This is a genomic window from Nocardia sp. CDC159, from assembly GCF_023740735.1.
GTDB lineage: Bacteria > Actinomycetota > Actinomycetes > Mycobacteriales > Mycobacteriaceae > Nocardia > Nocardia pulmonis.
The window spans coordinates 24052-41212 of the sequence record NZ_JAMRXH010000018.1 but is presented as its reverse complement, the minus strand read 5'-3'; the positions used below and the strand labels follow the sequence as shown (position 1 = coordinate 41212).

The 17161-nt window shown below is 69.4% G+C and carries 14 protein-coding genes and 1 pseudogene; 6 read left to right on the top strand and 9 right to left on the bottom strand.

All coding sequences use genetic code 11. From position 1 onward, the window contains the following. Position 1: 1 nt before the first annotated feature. The 4 genes and pseudogenes from NDR87_RS30270 to NDR87_RS30255 all read left to right on the top strand — a co-directional run bounded on the left by NDR87_RS30270 (position 2) and on the right by NDR87_RS30255 (position 3145). A complete protein-coding gene (locus NDR87_RS30270; RefSeq protein WP_251917214.1) occupies positions 2-766 on the top strand; it encodes a DNA-formamidopyrimidine glycosylase family protein in 765 nt (254 codons plus the stop codon). Between the two features lie 125 nt (positions 767-891). Then, entirely contained in the window at positions 892-1068 is a 177-nt protein-coding gene (locus tag NDR87_RS30265; protein WP_251917212.1) for a hypothetical protein, read from the top strand. 53 nt (positions 1069-1121) lie between these two features. Further along, positions 1122-2513, top strand: a pseudogene (gene hpnE, locus NDR87_RS30260) (hydroxysqualene dehydroxylase HpnE); the annotation flags it as partial. 23 nt (positions 2514-2536) lie between these two features. Further along, positions 2537-3145, top strand: a complete 609-nt coding sequence (locus NDR87_RS30255) for a TetR family transcriptional regulator (RefSeq protein ID WP_286014237.1) — start codon at positions 2537-2539, stop codon at positions 3143-3145. Positions 3146-3316: 171 nt separating this feature from the next. Here NDR87_RS30255 and glpD read toward each other — a convergent pair whose 3' ends face one another. Then, positions 3317-5071 carry a glycerol-3-phosphate dehydrogenase gene (gene glpD, locus NDR87_RS30250; protein ID WP_251917205.1) on the bottom strand — a complete coding sequence of 585 codons (1755 nt, stop codon included), beginning with the start codon at positions 5069-5071 and terminating at the stop codon, positions 3317-3319. Positions 5072-5239: 168 nt separating this feature from the next. Here glpD and glpK point away from each other — a divergent pair, with 168 nt between their 5' ends. Beyond that, positions 5240-6739, top strand: coding sequence for a glycerol kinase GlpK (gene glpK / locus NDR87_RS30245; protein WP_251917204.1), 1500 nt, complete (start codon positions 5240-5242; stop codon positions 6737-6739). On the opposite strand, the gene NDR87_RS30240 is transcribed toward glpK, so the two are convergent. The 4 genes from NDR87_RS30240 to NDR87_RS30225 form a co-directional block, all read right to left on the bottom strand. After that, complete coding sequence (locus tag NDR87_RS30240) at positions 6736-7908, bottom strand: PLP-dependent aminotransferase family protein (protein WP_251917202.1); 1173 nt, start codon at positions 7906-7908, stop codon at positions 6736-6738. The genes glpK and NDR87_RS30240 overlap by 4 nt on opposite strands. Positions 7909-7993: 85 nt before the next feature. Further along, entirely contained in the window at positions 7994-9211 is a 1218-nt protein-coding gene (locus tag NDR87_RS30235) for a hypothetical protein (RefSeq protein WP_251917200.1), read from the bottom strand. A 73-nt stretch (positions 9212-9284) separates the two neighbouring features. Further along, the gene (locus NDR87_RS30230) at positions 9285-10403 is read right to left on the bottom strand and encodes a hypothetical protein (protein ID WP_251917198.1); all 1119 of its coding nucleotides are present in this window, start codon (positions 10401-10403) and stop codon (positions 9285-9287) included. Between the two features lie 337 nt (positions 10404-10740). Next, positions 10741-12144: an NAD(P)H-quinone dehydrogenase gene (locus NDR87_RS30225; RefSeq protein WP_251917196.1), complete on the bottom strand. Its 1404-nt coding sequence runs from the start codon at positions 12142-12144 to the stop codon at positions 10741-10743. A gap of 215 nt (positions 12145-12359) precedes the next feature. Between NDR87_RS30225 and NDR87_RS30220 the strand changes: the two genes are divergently transcribed. After that, positions 12360-12842, top strand: coding sequence for a gamma-glutamylcyclotransferase (locus tag NDR87_RS30220; RefSeq protein ID WP_251917194.1), 483 nt, complete (start codon positions 12360-12362; stop codon positions 12840-12842). 38 nt (positions 12843-12880) lie between these two features. Here the strand turns inward: NDR87_RS30220 and NDR87_RS30215 are convergent, their stop codons facing one another. The 4 genes from NDR87_RS30215 to NDR87_RS30200 form a co-directional block, all read right to left on the bottom strand. After that, positions 12881-14047 (bottom strand): M20 family metallopeptidase, encoded by a 1167-nt coding sequence (locus NDR87_RS30215; protein ID WP_251917345.1) that lies wholly within the window; start codon positions 14045-14047, stop codon positions 12881-12883. 86 nt (positions 14048-14133) lie between these two features. Beyond that, on the bottom strand, positions 14134-15387 hold the full coding sequence (locus tag NDR87_RS30210) for a M20 family metallopeptidase (protein ID WP_286014232.1): 1254 nt from the start codon (positions 15385-15387) through the stop codon (positions 14134-14136). 45 nt (positions 15388-15432) lie between these two features. Then, positions 15433-16134, bottom strand: coding sequence for an enoyl-CoA hydratase-related protein (locus NDR87_RS30205; protein WP_251917191.1), 702 nt, complete (start codon positions 16132-16134; stop codon positions 15433-15435). Positions 16135-16156: 22 nt separating this feature from the next. After that, positions 16157-17065, bottom strand: a complete 909-nt coding sequence (locus NDR87_RS30200; protein ID WP_251917189.1) for a ribonuclease Z — start codon at positions 17063-17065, stop codon at positions 16157-16159. Positions 17066-17161 lie beyond the last annotated feature (96 nt).

Sequence of the window (17161 nt, the reverse complement as noted above, 5' to 3'; positions counted from 1 at the left end):
GATGCCCGAGGGCGACACCGTCTTCCTCGCGGCGGCCCGGCTCCGGCGGGCGCTCGACGGAAAGACGCTGACCCGCAGCGATTTCCGGGTTCCCCGCTACGCCACCCTGGATCTGCGCGGTCAGCCGGTCGAAAGCGTCGGCAGTTACGGCAAACATCTGTTCGTGCGCACCCCGGCCGTGAGCATCCACACCCATCTGAAGATGGAGGGCGTCTGGCGGACCTACCAACCCGGCCAGAAGTGGACCAGGCCCGGTTTCACGGCGCGCCTCATCCTGGCCACCGCCGACGCCGAGGCCGTCGGCTTCTCCCTCGGCCTGGTGGAAGTGCTGCGCCGCGCCGACGAGCACACCGCCACCGATCACCTCGGCCCCGATCTGCTCGGCCCGAACTGGGATCCGGACGAGGCCGTGCGCCGACTGCGCGAACAACCCGATCGGCCGATCGGCCTGGCACTGCTCGATCAGCGCAACCTGGCGGGCATCGGCAACATCTATCGCAGCGAGGTCTGCTATCTGCACCGCGTGCACCCGGAGACGCCGGTGGGCGCGGTGGGCGACCTGCGCACGATGGTCGATACGGCGCACCGGATTCTCACCGAGGCGGTCGAACGCCCGCCGCGCCGCACCCTCGCCTACGGCCGCGCCGATCAACCCTGCCGCCGCTGCGGTAATCGCATGGTCGTCCGCATGGCCACGGACGAGGTCGCCGAACGCGCCGACCGCAGCATCTACTTCTGCCCTCGCTGTCAGCCCGTTCCCGGCTGACTTCGGCGCGTCACCACCCGGGCGACCTGCCACCGGTGTAATTTGCCGCTCAATTGCTAACGCTCGCTGATCGAAACCCGACACTACCGTCGACCCACCGCGGTGACCGACATAGGAGCAGGCAGATGACGACGGTGCCGACGGCTCGACGCCGCGTCTTCGACATTGCCGTGCAGGTGCTTATCGCCCTGGCCTCGCTCGCGGTGACGATCTTTTTCGTCTATCTGCTGCTGCATCAGCATCCGGCCGAGCGCTCGCATCCGAGCGCACCGACGCCGACCCACCACACCGCCGCGCACTGATCGCGATCCCGCGAAACCCTTGACGGCCGAACCGCGTTCCGCATAACTTACGAGTTGTAAGTTACTGCGAGGAGGCCGTCATGGGCCAGGATCCACGCCGATACGTCGTCATCGGAGGCGGTTTGGCCGGGCTCGCCGCGGCGGTCTGGCTGGCCGAGGCGGGTAAGCGGGTCACCCTGCTGGAGCGCCGCGCCCGGCTCGGCGGCCGCACCCATGCCATGCGCGCCGACGCCGTGCACGACATCCCCGACAACGGCCAGCACGTCATCGCCAGCGGCTACCACCATCTGTTCCGCTATCTCGAGACCATCGGCACCCGCGACTTCGTCGCCTATCCGCACCGCGCGACGTTGCGCTGGCCCGACGGCCGCTCGGTCACCATGTCGACGACGGGTCCGGCGGCGATCAGGACCTTCCTGGGCCTGCATCCGGACGCGAGCATCGCCGACCGCCTGCGCGCCGCCCGCGCCACGCTGCGCCTGGGGTGGCAGTGCCTGCGGCAGCCCGCGGACCTGGCCGACCTCACCACCGAACAGTGGTTCCAGCGCGTCGGCATGCCCGCCACCGCCCGCGAGGCGCTGTGGGACTGGCTCGCCCTGGGCATCGCTGCCGAACCGGTGCAGCGCGAATCCGCGAAGATCTTCGCCGATGTGATGGCAACCGGTCTGCGCCTGGGCCTGCGGCACCGCATCCCCGTCACCATCGGCTATCCGACCGTCGACCTGGACACCCTCTACGTCACCGGCGCCCTGCGGCTGTTCGAACGCCGCGGGGTCGAGGTGCGCTATCGAACCGTGGCGCGCCGCATCACCATTCGCGACGGTGCGGTCACCGGCGTGACCCTGGCCGACGGCAGCGAGCTGCCCGCCGACGCCGTGGTGTGCGCCGTCCCGAACTCCCATATCGCCGGTCTGCTCGACGATCTGCCCGAACACGGCGAAATCTACGCCGCGGCGGACAAATTGGGCCACACCCCGATCGTCAGCACCAATCTGTACCTGGACCGCCCGCTGGGCACCGCCCATGCCTTCGAGGCGCTCATCGGCGGCACCGGCGTCATCGACGAGGTCTTCGACCGCCAGCGCATGCACGCCCGCCGCACCGACCACGCCTGGCTCTACTGCCTTACCACCAGCGGCGCCTACGACCAGATCCACAAGCCCAACGAGGAGATCGTGGCCGAGCAGATGGCCCTGCTGCGCCGTTACTATCCGGCCGCGCGAGCGGCGAAGGTCGTTGCGGCACAGGTGGTCAAGATGCCGCGAGCCACCTTCTCCCAGGTAGTCGGGACGCACGGGCTGCGCCCGGACCAGCGCACCTCGGTGCCCGGCCTCGTCCTCGCGGGCGATTGGACCGCCACCGACTGGTCGGCCACGATGGAGAGCGCCGTGCAGAGCGCGGCCCGGGCGGTCGAGTTGCTGCTCGAGCTACCGTCGGTGGCGTGACAGCCCAGCCGACCCGACGCCGCATGTCCGGCGCCCAGCGGCGGGAACAGCTGCTGGACCTCGCCCGCGATATCGTCGCGTCCGAGGGCTTCGCCGCCGTCACCATCGATCGCGTCGCCCGCTCGGCACAGGTCACCCGCACGGTCGTCTATCAGCAGTTCACCGATCTGCCCGGCCTGATCACGGCGCTGCTGGACCGGGAGTCGGCCATCGCCTTCGCGGGCCTGCGGTCGGTCGACCGGCCGGACACCGACCCGGCCGATATCGCCACCGACCCGGTCGACATCGGCCGCGGCATCCTCGCATATCTGCATGCGGCCCCGGCAAGTTGGCGCATCATCCTCCGCCCGCCCGACGGCGCGCCACCGGAGTTGCGCGAACGCATCGAGATCGGCCGCGCCTACGCGCGCCGGGTCGGCGCCCGCCACCTGTCCCGGCTCGCGGGCGTCACCGTCGACCCGGACGGCCCGACCGAGCGAATCCTGTTGGCCGCCATGGAGGAACTGGCCCGCCTGCATCTCGACGATCCCGATCGCCATCCCGACGACCTGGTCCTGCACTATCTGCACGCACTGGTCACCTGGGCGGTGCAGACCGAGCGCGCGGCCCCGGCGCGTGCACAGACCGATTGATTCCCTTTTGCGGCGCGAACATTCGCACTCGTCGCGACACGGGACTCGAAAGTCCCTCAGCGCCACCCCTGCTCGGCCTCGGCATCTACCCCCGCACACGCAGGCGAGGCGGCCGCCGAGGACACCCACGCCCCTGGGCGTCCTCCGGAACTGATCGCCCCCGAGGCGCGCTCACCCCTCGATCGGGACCGGCTCCAGAATCTCCGGCCGGGGCTCCGGCGCGGCGGCGCGCAAGGCATCGGCGGAGACGTCATCCGGCTGGGTCTGCGAGCGGATCTCGGCGTCGACGCGGGCGTTGTAGGTGTCCACCTCGCGCTTGACATCGGCGTCCTCCCAGCCGAGCACCGGTGCGACGAGTCGGGCCACCTCCTCGGCGCATTCGACGCCGCGGTGGGAGTACTCGATGGAGATGCGGGTGCGGCGGGCCAGGATGTCGTCGAGGTGTAGCGCGCCCTCGGCCGCGGCCGCGTAGACCGCCTCCACCTTCAGATAGCTCGGGGCCTCCGTAATCGGTTGCAGCAGATCGGGTTTGCCCGCCGCGAGGTCGAGCACATCGGTGACCATGGAGCCGTAGCGGTTGAGCAGATGCTCGATCCGGTACGGGTGCACGCCGTAGGTCTGCGCCAGATGCGGGGTCTGGTTGAGCAGGGCGAAATAGCCGTCGGCCCCCAGCAGCGGCACCTTCTCGGTGATCGACGGCGACACCCGCTGCGGAATGTCCTGCGCCGCGGCGTCGACCGCGTCGTAGGCCATCACCCGGTAGGTGGTGTACTTGCCGCCCGCGATCGCCACCAGGCCGGGCGCGATCCGCGCGACGGCGTGTTCGCGCGACAGCTTGGACGTCTCGTCGCTCTCCCCCGCCAGCAGCGGCCGCAGCCCCGCGTACACGCCCTGGATGTCGTCGTGGGTGAGCGGGGTGACCAGCACGCGGTTCACCTGCTCCAGCAGGTAGTCGATATCGGCCTTGGTCGCGGCCGGATGGGCGAGGTCGAGGTTCCAGTCGGTGTCGGTGGTGCCGATGAGCCAGTGGTTGTTGCTCTTCCACGGGATGACGAACAGCACCGAGGTCGCCGTGCGCAGGATCAGTCCGGTATCGCTGGCGATGCGATCGCGGGGGACCACGATGTGCACCCCCTTCGAGGCCCGCACATGGAAGCGGCCGCGCAGATGCGACAGCGCCTGGATCTCGTCGGTCCATACGCCGGTGGCGTTGATCACCACATGCCCGCGCACCTCGGTGGTGCGGCCGTCCTCGCTGTCGCGCACCTTCACGCCCACCACCCGATCGGCCTCCCGCAGGAATCCGACCACCTGGGTGGAGGTGCGAACCACCGCGCCGTAGTGGGCGGCGGTGCGGGCCAGGGTCATGGTGTGCCGGGCGTCGTCGACGACCGTGTCGTAGTAGGTGAGCCCGCCGATCAGCGCGTCGCGGCGCAGGCCCGGGAACAGTCGCAGCGCGCCCGATCGGGTCAGATGATGCTGCCCCGGGACGGACTTCTTCCCGCCCATGGTGTCGTAGAGGAACAGGCCCGCCGCGACATAGGGCCGCTCCCACGCCCGATGGGTCAGCGGATACAGAAAGCGCAACGGCTGCACCAGATGTGGGGCCAGCGAGGTCAGGCTCAGCTCGCGCTCGCGCAGCGCCTCCTGCACCAGGCCGAACTCCAGCTGTTCGAGGTAGCGCAGGCCGCCGTGGAACATCTTCGACGACCGGCTCGACGTGCCCGAGGCGAGGTCGCGCGCCTCCACCAGCGCGACCTCGAGCCCGCGGGTGGCCGCGTCCAGGGCGATCCCGGCGCCCACCACGCCGCCGCCGATCACCACCACGTCGAAATGATCCTTGCCCAGCCGCTCCCAGGCCGCCGCCCGCTGCTCAGGGCCCAATGCGCCGGGCGACTGCACCCGCGGATCCGCATGCTTCGTCATCGCCTCACTCCTCCGCGGCCCCGCATCCTGCGGCGTGGGCCCGCCTCGTCGGTGAAAGCTCCGTCCCCGGTCGACGTTACCCGAGGGTAACCGAGATCAACACTAGTCCACGCCGAACTCCACGGCGAGGTGATGCGCGCCGCCGCGCCCGTTTAGTAGCCTGCACGAATGCGACGCTATGTGGCCGCCATCGATCAGGGCACGACCTCGAGCCGGTGCATCGTCTTCGACCACTCCGGCCGTGTCGTCGGCGTCGCCCAGCGCGAGCACGAGCAGCTGTTCCCGCAGCGCGGCTGGGTCGAGCACGATGCCGAAACCATCTGGCGCAATACCGAATCCGTGATCGGTGAGGTGCTCGAGCAGAACGATCTGAGCGCCGAGGACATCGCCGCGGTCGGCATCACCAATCAGCGCGAGACGACGGTGGTGTGGGACCGTTCCACCGGCGAGCCGGTGTACAACGCCATCGTCTGGCAGGACACCCGGACCGCGGCGCTGTGCCGGGAACTGGCCGGCTCCGAGGGCCCCAACCGCTACGCCGAGCGCACCGGGCTGCCGCTGAGCACCTACTTCGCCGGTCCCAAACTGCGCTGGATCCTGGACAACGTGGACGGCGCGCGCGAGCGCGCCGAGGCCGGGGAGCTGTGCTTCGGCACCATCGACAGCTGGATCCTGTGGAATCTGACCGGCGAACACATCACCGACGTCACCAATGCCTCGCGCACCATGCTGATGGATCTGCGTGAGCTGCAATGGGATTCGCAGATCTGCGCGGATTTCGGCATCCCGGAGTCGGTACTGCCGGAGATCCGCAGCTCCTCGGAGGTGTACGCGGAAATCTCCTCGGGTCCGCTGGCCGGGGTCTCGGTCGCGGGCATCCTCGGTGACCAGCAGGCCGCCACCTTCGGGCAGGCCTGCCTGAAGCCCGGCGAGGCCAAGAACACCTACGGCACCGGCAATTTCATGCTGCTCAACACCGGCACCACGCCCGTGGTGAGCAAGTACGGCCTGCTCACCACGGTCTGCTACCGCATCGGCGACCAGGACGCGGTGTATGCCCTGGAGGGCTCGATCGCGGTGACCGGCTCGCTGGTGCAGTGGCTGCGCGACAATCTCGGCATCATTTCCTCGGCCGACGAGATCGAGGAGCTGGCCCGCTCGGTTGACGACAACGGCGGCGCCTACTTCGTGCCCGCCTTCTCGGGCCTGTTCGCACCCCGCTGGCGCCCCGACGCGCGCGGCGTCATCGCCGGGCTCACCCGCTTCGTGAACAAGGGCCACATCGCCCGAGCCGTCCTGGAGGCCACCGCATTCCAGACCCGCGAGGTGGCCGACGCCATGCGCGCCGACGCCGAATCGGAAAAGCTCGATCTCGAACTGACCACCCTCAAGGTGGACGGCGGCATGGTCGGCAACGAACTGCTCATGCAGTTCCAATCCGACATCCTCGACGTCCCCGTGGTCCGCCCGGTCGTCACCGAAACCACCGCCCTCGGCGCCGCCTACGCCGCGGGTCTGGCCGTCGACTTCTGGTCCGACACCGAGGAGATCCGCGCCAACTGGGCCGAGGACGAGAGGTGGGAACCCACCATGTCCGCCGAGGAACGCGACCAGCTCTACACCGAGTGGAACAAGGCGGTCGAGCGCACCTACGACTGGGTGGATTAGACCGCCCGCACCAGGCGATCGACCGCCTCGTGCAGCGTCGGCGCATCCGAGGTGGTGAAGCACAGGCGCATCGAGTTGCGATACGCGGCGGAGACCGCGAAGGCCGAGCCGGGCACGAAGGCGACGCCGTGTTCCACGGCACGCGGCAGCAACTCGACGGTGTCGGTGCCGTCGGTGAAGTCCACCCACACGAACATTCCGCCCGTCGCCTCGGTGCTCACCACCCGATCGCCGAGGCGGGCGCGCAGCGCGCCGACCAGCGCTTCGGCCCGCTCGCCGTAGCTGCGGCGCACCTTGTCGACGTGGCCGGTCAGCCACTGGTCGTCGGCCAGCAGTTCGGTGGCGATCTGCTGGGTCAATGCGGAACCGCACAGGTCGGCGCCCTGTTTCAGCAATTCCACGGCCCGGCACACGACATTCGGCGCGATCATCCATCCCGTCCGCAGTGTCGGGGCGAGGATCTTCGAGGCGCTGGAGAGCCGAATCACGTTGGGCGAGTAGGTCGCCACGGGTTCCGGCGACGGCCGGTCGAACCAGAGCTCACCGTAGGGATCGTCCTCGATCACCCAGAAGCCGTATCGCTGCGCCAGATTCGCCAGTTCGCGGCGGCGCGACGGGCTCATGGTCACCCCGCGCGGATTGTGGAAGTTGCTGACGGTGTGGACCAGCGCGGGACGTTCCCCGCGCGCCAACAACTCGGTCAGCGCGTCGATTCGCATGCCCTCGCCGTCCAGCGGAACCGCCACCACCCGCGCTCCCGCGGCCCGGAACACCTGCAGGGCACCGACATACGCCGGATCCTCGACCACGACGAGCGCGCCCGGATCCAGCAGCACCTCGGCCAGCAGCGACAGCGCCTGCTGCGAGCCGTGAGTGACGAAGATCTCCTCGATCGGCACCGCCCGCCCGAGCCGGGCGGACTCGCGCGCCGCCAGCACCTCGCGCAGCGGACCCCAGCCCGCCGACTCGGTGTACTGCAGCCGGGAACGATCGGCCAGCGCCGACTCGGCGGCCGCGGCGATCCGGTCGCGCGGCATGAGCTGCTCATCGGGCAGCCCACCCGCGAGGCCGATGATGTCCGGCCGGGCCGTCAGCTTCAGCAGGTCACGGATCGCCGAGCTCTGCAGGCCGTCCAGGCGGCGGGACAGCGGTGGCGTGTGGGGCGACATGGGGCACCTCCAGGGGTGGGCGATGGACCCAATGTCGCACAGGCTGACCAGAATCTGAAATCATTATCTCATTATCTGAGATTCATCAGAGCGGCACGATACCCCACACCAGGTTCCGCCCCCCTTGGTTCACCGTGGTCACCAGCTGCCGGTACAGCGTCCTGGTGCCGTCCGGACGGAACTCGGACAGCTCGACGGTGTACCGGTCCGCCGCGAGTTGCTCGGTGCGCAGGCAGAATCGGGTGCCCTGCGGAATGTTCGTGTCGATCACCTGCTGCAGGCTGTCCGCGGCCGGTACCCGATCCGAATCCGGGGCGACGAAGCTGCGCACCTTCTCCCCGCTGCGATCGACGTAGTAGGCATGCTGGAAGCCCAGGATCGCCCCGGCTCCGCTGTCGGTGTTCCCCGGGCCGTTGCCGATGGTGACATTGCCGCTGCTGCTGGCCGGGCAGTTCGTGGCCGAGGTCGTCGGCGGGGCCGCGGTCGGCCCCGGTTGCGGATCGTCCTCGTCCCGTCCCCGGTTGACGAACACGATCACCAGCACCACCGCGACGATCACCGCGAGCGCGGCCGCGAGGCCACCGACCAGCAGGCCGGTCTTGCGTTCCGGCTCCTCGGGTGAGGGCTCCGGCTCGGTGGGCGTGGGCCGCGCGGCGACCAGCTTCTTCGCCAATTCGTCGTCGTCCCACAGGGATCCGGATGAGCGCGCCGGGGCCTGCGCGGATTTCGGTGGCGTGGGCGGATAACCCTCCGGCGCGGACTTCCACCACGTATCGGTTCCCGGGCCACGCCCCTCCGCGGGGGCGGGGGTCGAATCCGGTGCGCGGTAGGGCGATTCCGGCGCACGAGCCGGACCGGGTGTGCTCGCGTCCGGAGCCCGATACTGCGAAGTCGGGGCATGAGCCGAGCCGGGCACGCTCGAATCCGGTGCGCGGTACGGCGATTCCGGCGCACGAGCCGGGCCGGGTGCACCCACGTCCGGCGCGCGATACGGCGGCTCCGGCGCACGGGGCGGGCCGGGCACGCCCGGATCGGGCGTCCGGTACTGCGGTGGCGGGACCGGCGCGGCCGGAGCATCGGCGGGCTGCCAGCCGAGGGTCGGACGCTCCGGCGCGTCGGCCGGTTTCCAGCCGACCGGACCGCCCGCGGTGGGCGGGCCGAAATCCTTCAGCGGAGGCCCGAATTCCGTGAGCGGCGGGCCGAATTCGGAGACGGGCGGGCCGAACGCCGACCCGGCCTGATCCTGCGGCTGCGGATCCGGCCGCTCGGATTCGTCACGCTTGCCGTCGTCTGCGGAGCCCATCACCCGTCCCTTCCCCATGACACACGCGTGGGGCGGTCACCGACCGCCCCACGCGTTGCTAACTCAGTCTGTGTCAGTACTGAACGTCGCCACCCCACTGCGTGGTGACGCCAGCGACATTCAGCTGTGCCGGAGCGATCTCGCCCTCCGGAAGCCTACCAATTCGGGCGGCCGCCTCCAGCGCCGCGGCGCCACCGGGCTGCTGCCGGATCCAGCCCTCCACCGCCGCCTTGGCCGCATTGGCCTGGGTGGTGTCGACATAGGTCTCACCCTTGACGTCCTCGCGATCGGGAACGTGCGTGTAGTAGGTGACCTTGATCTTGTTGGGCTCCACGAACTCCAGCGACGCACCCGCGTCACCGGACCCGGTCGGCGTGCGATAACCGATGGTCCCGACGTAGCCGTCGAGGTTGCTGAAGTGGCGGGTGTTGGCCACGAAGCCGGGCAGCACCGCACCGCCGTCGACATTGGCGCCGATCTCGGTGCGCGGACCGGTCATCGGAACGACCGGCGCGGCCGGGGCCTGCTGCAGGCGTGGCGAATTCCAGCGCGGCTCCTGCTGCTGGGTGCCCTGGTTGCCGGTCAGGTTGTCGCTGTTGCCGCCACTCTGCGGCTGCTGCGGCCGGGTGGGCGCGGTGCCCTGCTCCGGCTGCTGACCCGGCTTCAGCTCCTGCTGGTTGTTCTGCTCCGGGGCCGCCTGCGGCGGGGGGGTCTGGTTGTTCTGCCCCGGCACCGGCAGCGGCGCGACGCGCGGCGCGGTCACACCCGGCTGCTGCGGACCGGCCATCTGCGGGCTGTCGGGGTTGGTGGTGCCCGGCTGCTGCGGCGTGGTCACACCCGGCTGCTGCGGCGTCGAGGGATTCGGCGACTGCGGGGTCGTCACACCCGGCTGCTGCGGGGTGACGCCGGGCTGCGACGGCGTGGTCGGGCCCTGCTGCGGGGCGCACGGCCGCTCCGGCGTGGGTACGCAGTCGCCCTGCTGCGGATTGCTCTGCTGGGTGTTCCCCTGCTGCGGGGTGGCCTGCTGGCCGTTGTTCTGCTGCTGGGTGTTCTGATCCGACGGCGCGGCGTCCTGGGGCGAGGCCGGTGTGGTCGGCACCGGCGCCTGATCTCCGGGAACGGCGTTGGCCGGTGCGGACAGGATGGTCGCGACGGCGGCCGCGGTGGCCAGAGGCAACGACGTCGTGGCCATCGCTCGCTGCACCCGACTCGGCTTACGATGTTTCACTGCTCGTCAATCCCTTTCCCGAGAGCGGCGGCCGTCGTCTGGGTGGTGGTGGAGCCGCCCGCTCTGCTGTTGTCCCTCATCGGATGCCCGGTCCGCACCTTGCCCTCGGCCCGGGGGCCGTTCGCGGATTTCCGGTTCGGGAAAGACACTCTCCCCCCGCACACGTGAAATCTACCAACCGACCATCACACGCATCTCTGCGGGAAGTGAACCACACGTACAACATTCAGGCAACACGGACGTAAACACCAACCCACACAGGACCTCTCGCATTGTCAAGCCCGCGATACCAGGGGCGATATCAGCCCAGGTCGTCGTGGCGCATGAGCTGGCGGGCCGCCTCGGTGATCGATCCGGACAGCGACGGATACACCGAGAAGGTCTGCGCCAGATCGTTGACCGTCAGATTGTTCTGCACCGCCATCGCGATGGGCAGGATCAGCTCGGAGGCGATCGGCGCGACCACCACGCCGCCGATCACCACGCCGGTGGCCGGGCGGCAGAAGATCTTCACGAAGCCGCGGCGCAGGCCCGACATCTTGGCCCGCGGATTGGTGTTCAGCGGCAGCATGACCGTGCGGGCGGGCACCTCGCCGTTATCGATCGCGGTCTGGCTCACCCCGACGGTCGCGATCTCGGGCCGGGTGAACACCGCGGAGGCGACGGTCTTGAGGCGGATCGGCTGCACACCCTCGCCCAGCGCGTGATACATCGCGATCCGGCCCTGCATGGCGGCCACCGAGGCCAGCGGCAGCACGCCGGTACAGTCACCGGCCGCGTAGATGCCCGGCACCGGGGTCCGCGACACCCGGTCCACGCGCAGGTAACCACCCTTGTCGAGCTGGATCCCGATCCGCTCCAGGCCGAGGTTCTGGGTGTTGGGCGTCGAGCCGACCGTCATCAGCACATGCGAACCGGTCACCGCGCGGCCGTCGGCCAGCTTGACCACGATGCCCTCGGCCGTGCGCTCGACCGCGTCGGCGCGGGCCTGCTTGACCAGTTCCACGCCGCGCTCGGTCAGGGCGTCCTCGAGCACCAGGGCGGCGTCGGCATCCTCACCGGGCATGATGCGGTCGCGGCTGGAGACGACCTTCACCTTGACGCCCATCTCGGTATAGGCCGAGACGAATTCGGCGCCGGTGACACCGGAACCGACCACCACCAGCGTCTCCGGCAGCTCCTTGAGGTCGTAGAGCTGACGCCAGTTCAGGATCCGCTCGCCGTCGGGCTCCGCGCCGGGCAGCACCCGCGGGCTGGCGCCGGTCGAGATCAGCACGACATCGGCCTCGAGTACCCGCTCGGTGCCGTCGCCCAGCGTCGCCCGCACCAGATGGGTGGCCAGGCCCGGAATCTGGTCGATCAGCTCGCCGTGCCCGTTGAGCACGGCGACCCCGGCGGCCTGCAGTTTGGACCGAATATCGGAGGACTGCGCCTGCGCCAGCATCTTGACCCGGGAGTTGACCTCCGACAACCGCACCTTCGCCTGCGCCGGATGCAGCGTGATGCCCAGGTCGCGGGCGCGGCGCAGATCGGTGCGCACACCGGTGGACGCGATGAAGGTCTTGGACGGGACGCAGTCCCACAGCACGCATGCTCCACCGATGCCGTCGCGATCGATCACCGTGACCGTCGCTCCGTGCTGGGCCGCCACCAACGCCGCTTCATAGCCGGCGGGGCCGCCCCCGATGATCGCAATGCGGGTCATGTGTCCCTCCGCTGTCGAACTGTGCAACCGGGATCTCCGGTACTTCTCAACGTTATCGGTCCAGCTCCGCGCCGGTTCGACCGCATCACCGCTTACCGACGGCAAATCCGGCGGGTACGCGTCCCGGGCCGCCGCGAACCCGCGTCCCGGCGGGCGATACAACCGAACACAGTGGGATGGGGATCTATCGCGTCACCATTCGATACCCTTGCTGAGTGCCGATATACGCCGCCTATGGGTCCAATATGGATCCCGAGCAGATGCTCAAGCGCTGTCCGCACTCTCCCGTGTACGGGACCGGCTGGCTGGAGGGTTGGCGCCTGACCTTCGCCGGCGACGACATCGGCTGGGAGGGCCCGCTGGCCACCGTGGTCGAGGAACCCGGCGAGCGCGTGTTCGTGGTGCTCTACGACGTCTCGGCAGAGGACGAGATGAGTCTGGACCGCTGGGAGGGGTCGGACTTCGGCATCCACAAGAAGATTCGGCTACGCGTCACCCCGAATCCGGGGACGGGCACCGAACCGGTGCTGGCCTGGCTCTACGTACTGGACGCCTACGAGGGCGGCCTGCCCTCGGCGCGCTATCTGGGCGTGATCGCCGATGCCGCCGAAAAGGCCGGGGCTCCAGCGGAATACACCCATGCCCTGCGCACCCGTAACAGTCGCAACGTGGGGCCGGGAACGTTCGGCCTGATGTAACCGAAAAGGCCCCCGTGACCGGGGGCCTTTCATTGGACTCAGTGCCGCTGCAGCACCAGATTCGTCATCACCCGCACGCCGACCGCGAGCGCCCGCTCGTCGATATCGAACGTCGGCTGATGCAGATCCAGCTGCGGTCCGGTGCCCGACCACACGCCCAACCGCGCCATCGCCCCCGGCACCTCCTCCAGATACCAGGAGAAGTCCTCGCCGCCGCCCGACTGCGGGGTGTCGGCCAGCGCGTCCGGACCCAGGGTGCGGATCGCGTTCTCGAACATCCGGGTGGCCTGCTCCTCGTTGACCACCGGCGGCACGCCGCGCTTGTAGTTCAGCTGGTATCGCACACCGGTCGGCGCGAGCAGCCCGTCGACGATCTCGCGCACCATCGGCTCGAGCAGCGACCAGGTGGCGTGATCGCCGGTGCGCACGGTACCGGTCAGCATGCCGGTCTGCGGAATCGCATTGGGCGCCTTGCCCGCCGACACCGCGCCCCAGACCATGACAGTGCTGGTACGCGGATCGATGCGGCGGCTGAGCATGCCGGGCAGACCCGTGATCACCGTGCCGATCGCGTAGACCAGATCGCTGGTCAGATGCGGTCGCGAGGTGTGCCCGCCGGGCGAGTCCAGCACCAGCTCCACGGTGTCGGCGGCCGAGGTGATGGCCCCGACCCGCACGCCGACCCGGCCGACCTCGAGCCGGGGATCGCAGTGCAGCGCGAACATCCGCGACACACCTTCCATCGCCCCGGCCGCGACCATATCGATCGCGCCGCCCGGCATGACCTCCTCGGCGTGCTGGAACACCAGCCGCACACCGACCGGCAACTCGGGCACCTCCGCCAGTGCCATGGCCGTGCCCAGCAGCACCGCGGTGTGGGCATCGTGCCCGCAGGCGTGCGACACGCCGGGCACGGCGGAGGCGAACGGCAGGCCGGTGTACTCCTGCAGCGGCAGCGCATCCATATCGGCGCGCAGGCCGATGCGCGGCCCGTCGGGGCCGATATCGCAGATGAGGCCGGTTCCGGTGGGCAGCTTCCGCGGCTCGAGACCGGCCTTGACCAGCCAGCTCTCGATGAACTCGGTCGTGGCGAATTCGGTCCGGGAGAGTTCGGGGTTGGCGTGAATGTGCCGCCGCCACCCGATCAGATCCTCCGAGTGCTCGCGCAGCCACGCGTCGACGGCCTTCCGGCCCGTGTCGACGATGTCGGCCGCCGCGTAGCCTCCGGAGCCCTCCGAAGTCGCCGCCTCCTCCGGGTCCGCCACGCCAGCGGCGGAACCCCCGCTTGTGCTCACCGAATCTCCTCCTGTCGCTGAATGCCGCGCTCCAACAACCTGGCCCTATGAAATTGATCGCCCGCTATCTGTATCGCGGTACGCGCCAAAGCCGTAGCCCCATCTATCAGGGCCGTATCCGCCGAGGGCGTCACACAGGCCGCCGCGAACTCCGGCTGATGTGTCACCGCGCCCCCGGCGTCGATGCCGATAACCGGGTGGATGCCCGGAATGACGTTGGTGACGTTGCCCATATCGGTGCTCCCGAGTGGCCGGGCCGCCTCCAACTCCGGCGCGAGCGGTACGCGCCCCATTCCGACGATCTGCTCGCGATAAGCCCACAGTAGCCCCGGATCGGGCGTGAGCTCGGTATATGTGGGCGCGAGCGTCCGGATTTCGTGGGTGCATCCGGTCGCCAGTGCTCCCGCCTCGAAACAGGCCGATGCCCGTCGCATCAGATCGTCGAGGGATGCGGAGTCGACTGCCCGTAGGTAGTACAGCAGTTCCGCATGTCCGGGCACTATGTTGGGGGCTACGCCGCCCGAACTGACTATACCGTGGAGTTGCTGCCCGGGGCGGAGATGTTGACGCAGCAAGCCTAGAGCAACCTGCGCGACGGTCACCGCATCACCGGCGTTTCGCCCCTGTTCGGGCGCGGCGCTGGCATGCGCCTCGCGGCCGCGGAAGACGACCGACAGATCGGCCAGGGCGAGCGAGCGGGCGCCGACGATGTCGTAGGGCCCCGGATGGACCATCATCGCCATCGCCAGACCGTCGAATACGCCGCGCTCGAGCATCAGCACCTTGCCACCGCCGCTCTCCTCGGCCGGTGTGCCGAAAACCTTGACCGTGATTCCGCACACATCGGCCACCTCGGCCAAGCCCAGCGCGGCGCCCACCGCCGACGCGGCGATGATGTTGTGCCCGCAGGCATGACCGATCTCGGGCAACGCGTCGTACTCGGCGCAGATTCCCACCACGAGGTCGCCGCTGCCATAGGTCGCGACGAAGGCGGTGTCCAGATCGGCCACGGGCCGCTCGATTTCGAAGCCGCGATCTCGCAGGGGCGCCAGTGTCTTTGCCACACTGCGGGTTTCGGCGAAGGCGAGTTCGGGCTCGGCGTGGATCGCATGCGACAGCGCGATCAACTCGCCGGTGGCCCTGCCGATTGCGGCGTCGGCGGCAGCGGTCACCGCCGGGTCCGCGGGCGCGACCTCATCCGCCCGCGCACCCGACTGCTCCCGAACCCGGTCCTCGCCGTTGCGTGGCATGGCACACAGTGTTGCACTGTGGCCGCCGTACCGCCTATCGGGTTATCAGGGCGCGAACTTCAGATTCTCCGGCGTGGTCTCGACGGCCAGACCCTCGAGAGTGCGTCCGTGCAGGGCCTTCTTGATCACCGGCAGGTTCGGCTTGCGGTTTCCGGCCAATCCGGCGGCCCGCTCGATCGCCGTCGCGAGCACCTTGTCGGCGTCGGCCTTGGCGTCGACGATGCCCGCCGCGATGGCGTCATCGGCGCTGTAGCGACGACCGGTGGTCATCGCCTCCACCGCGACCTGATTGGCCAGCCGCCCGGTGACCAGCGCGTTCATCGCGACCGTGAACGGCATGCCCAGATGCACCTCGGGCAGGCACCAGAAGCCGCGGTCGGCGCGCATCACCCGGAAGTCGTGCGAGGTGGCCAGCATCGCACCCGCACCGAAGGCGTGCCCGTTCACCGCGGCGACGGTGGCCATCGGGAAGGTCAGCAGCCGGGTGTAGAGCGAATGCACCCGGTCCAGATACCAGCAGTTGCGATCGAAGTTGGCGAACAGCCAGTCGGTGTCCAGGCCGTTGCTGTAGAACTTGCCGGTCGCCACGGTAACCAGGGCCGCCGGACCCTCCGACGCCTCGACCTCGTCCAGCAACCCGTGGAAGGCGTCGATCCAGTCGGGATGGAAGCGGTTCTCGTTGTCCGTCTGCCCCTCGTTACCGAGGTAGAGCACGAACACGTCCCCGTCACGTTCCAAATACGGCATGCGCTGAGGATATACGACGAAGTTACCGACGAGTAGGGAGCGGTACGCGCTGCAGATCCTCGGCCACCACGAGCTCGCCGTCGAAGTACTTCGCGGCCTCCGCGCGATGGCCGTCCAGCTCACCGTAGCGCTGCGAGAAGTGCGTGAGCACCAGCGTGCGCACCCCGGCGGCCGCGGCCACCTTCGCGGCCTCGGCGGCGGTCAAATGCCCGAACTCGTGCGCGAGGGCGGCGTCGGCGTCGAGGAAGGTCGCCTCGATCACGAGCATGTCCGCGTCCTGCGCCAATTCCTCCACGCCCGAACACATCCGGGTATCCATCACGAAGGCGAACCGCTGGCCGCGTCGCACGGCCGACACCTCCGCCAGATCCACCACCCGCCCATCGGGCAGCCGCAGCGAACCCTCCCGCTGCAAGCGCCCGATATCCGGCCCGGCGATGCCGAAGGCGGCCAGCCGATCCGGCAGCATCCGCCGACCGTCCGGTTCGGTCAGCCGATAGCCGAAGGTGTCGATCCGATGCGACAACCGCACGGTCTCGAGCGTGAACGGCGCATCGGGCAGGTCCACGGCCCCGGCGCCCGCGATCGGCCGCTCGCGCAGCCCCGGAAACCACGGCACCACATCGCGCAGCCGCTCGAAGAACGCCTGCCCCGACCCCGGATAGCAGACGTCCACCGGATGCGGCACCTGATCCAGATGCAACCGGGCCAGCACCCCGGGCAGCCCCAGGCAGTGATCACCATGGAAGTGCGTCAAGCAGATTCGCGTGATGCCGGTCGCCGACACCCCCGCGAACTGCATCTGCCGCTGCGTCCCCTCCCCCGGATCGAACAGCAGCCCCTCGCGGTCCCAGCGCAGCAGATACCCATTGTGGTTCCGCTGCCGAGTCGGCACCTGGCTGGCCGTCCCCAGCACGACGAGTTCACGCACGGCCCCATCCTGCCCCGATCAGGGCATCCGGCGCTGCTCGAATCCCACGGCGGCGAGTAGGAGTCATGACCGGACGCCCCCGACACCTGCGTCGAG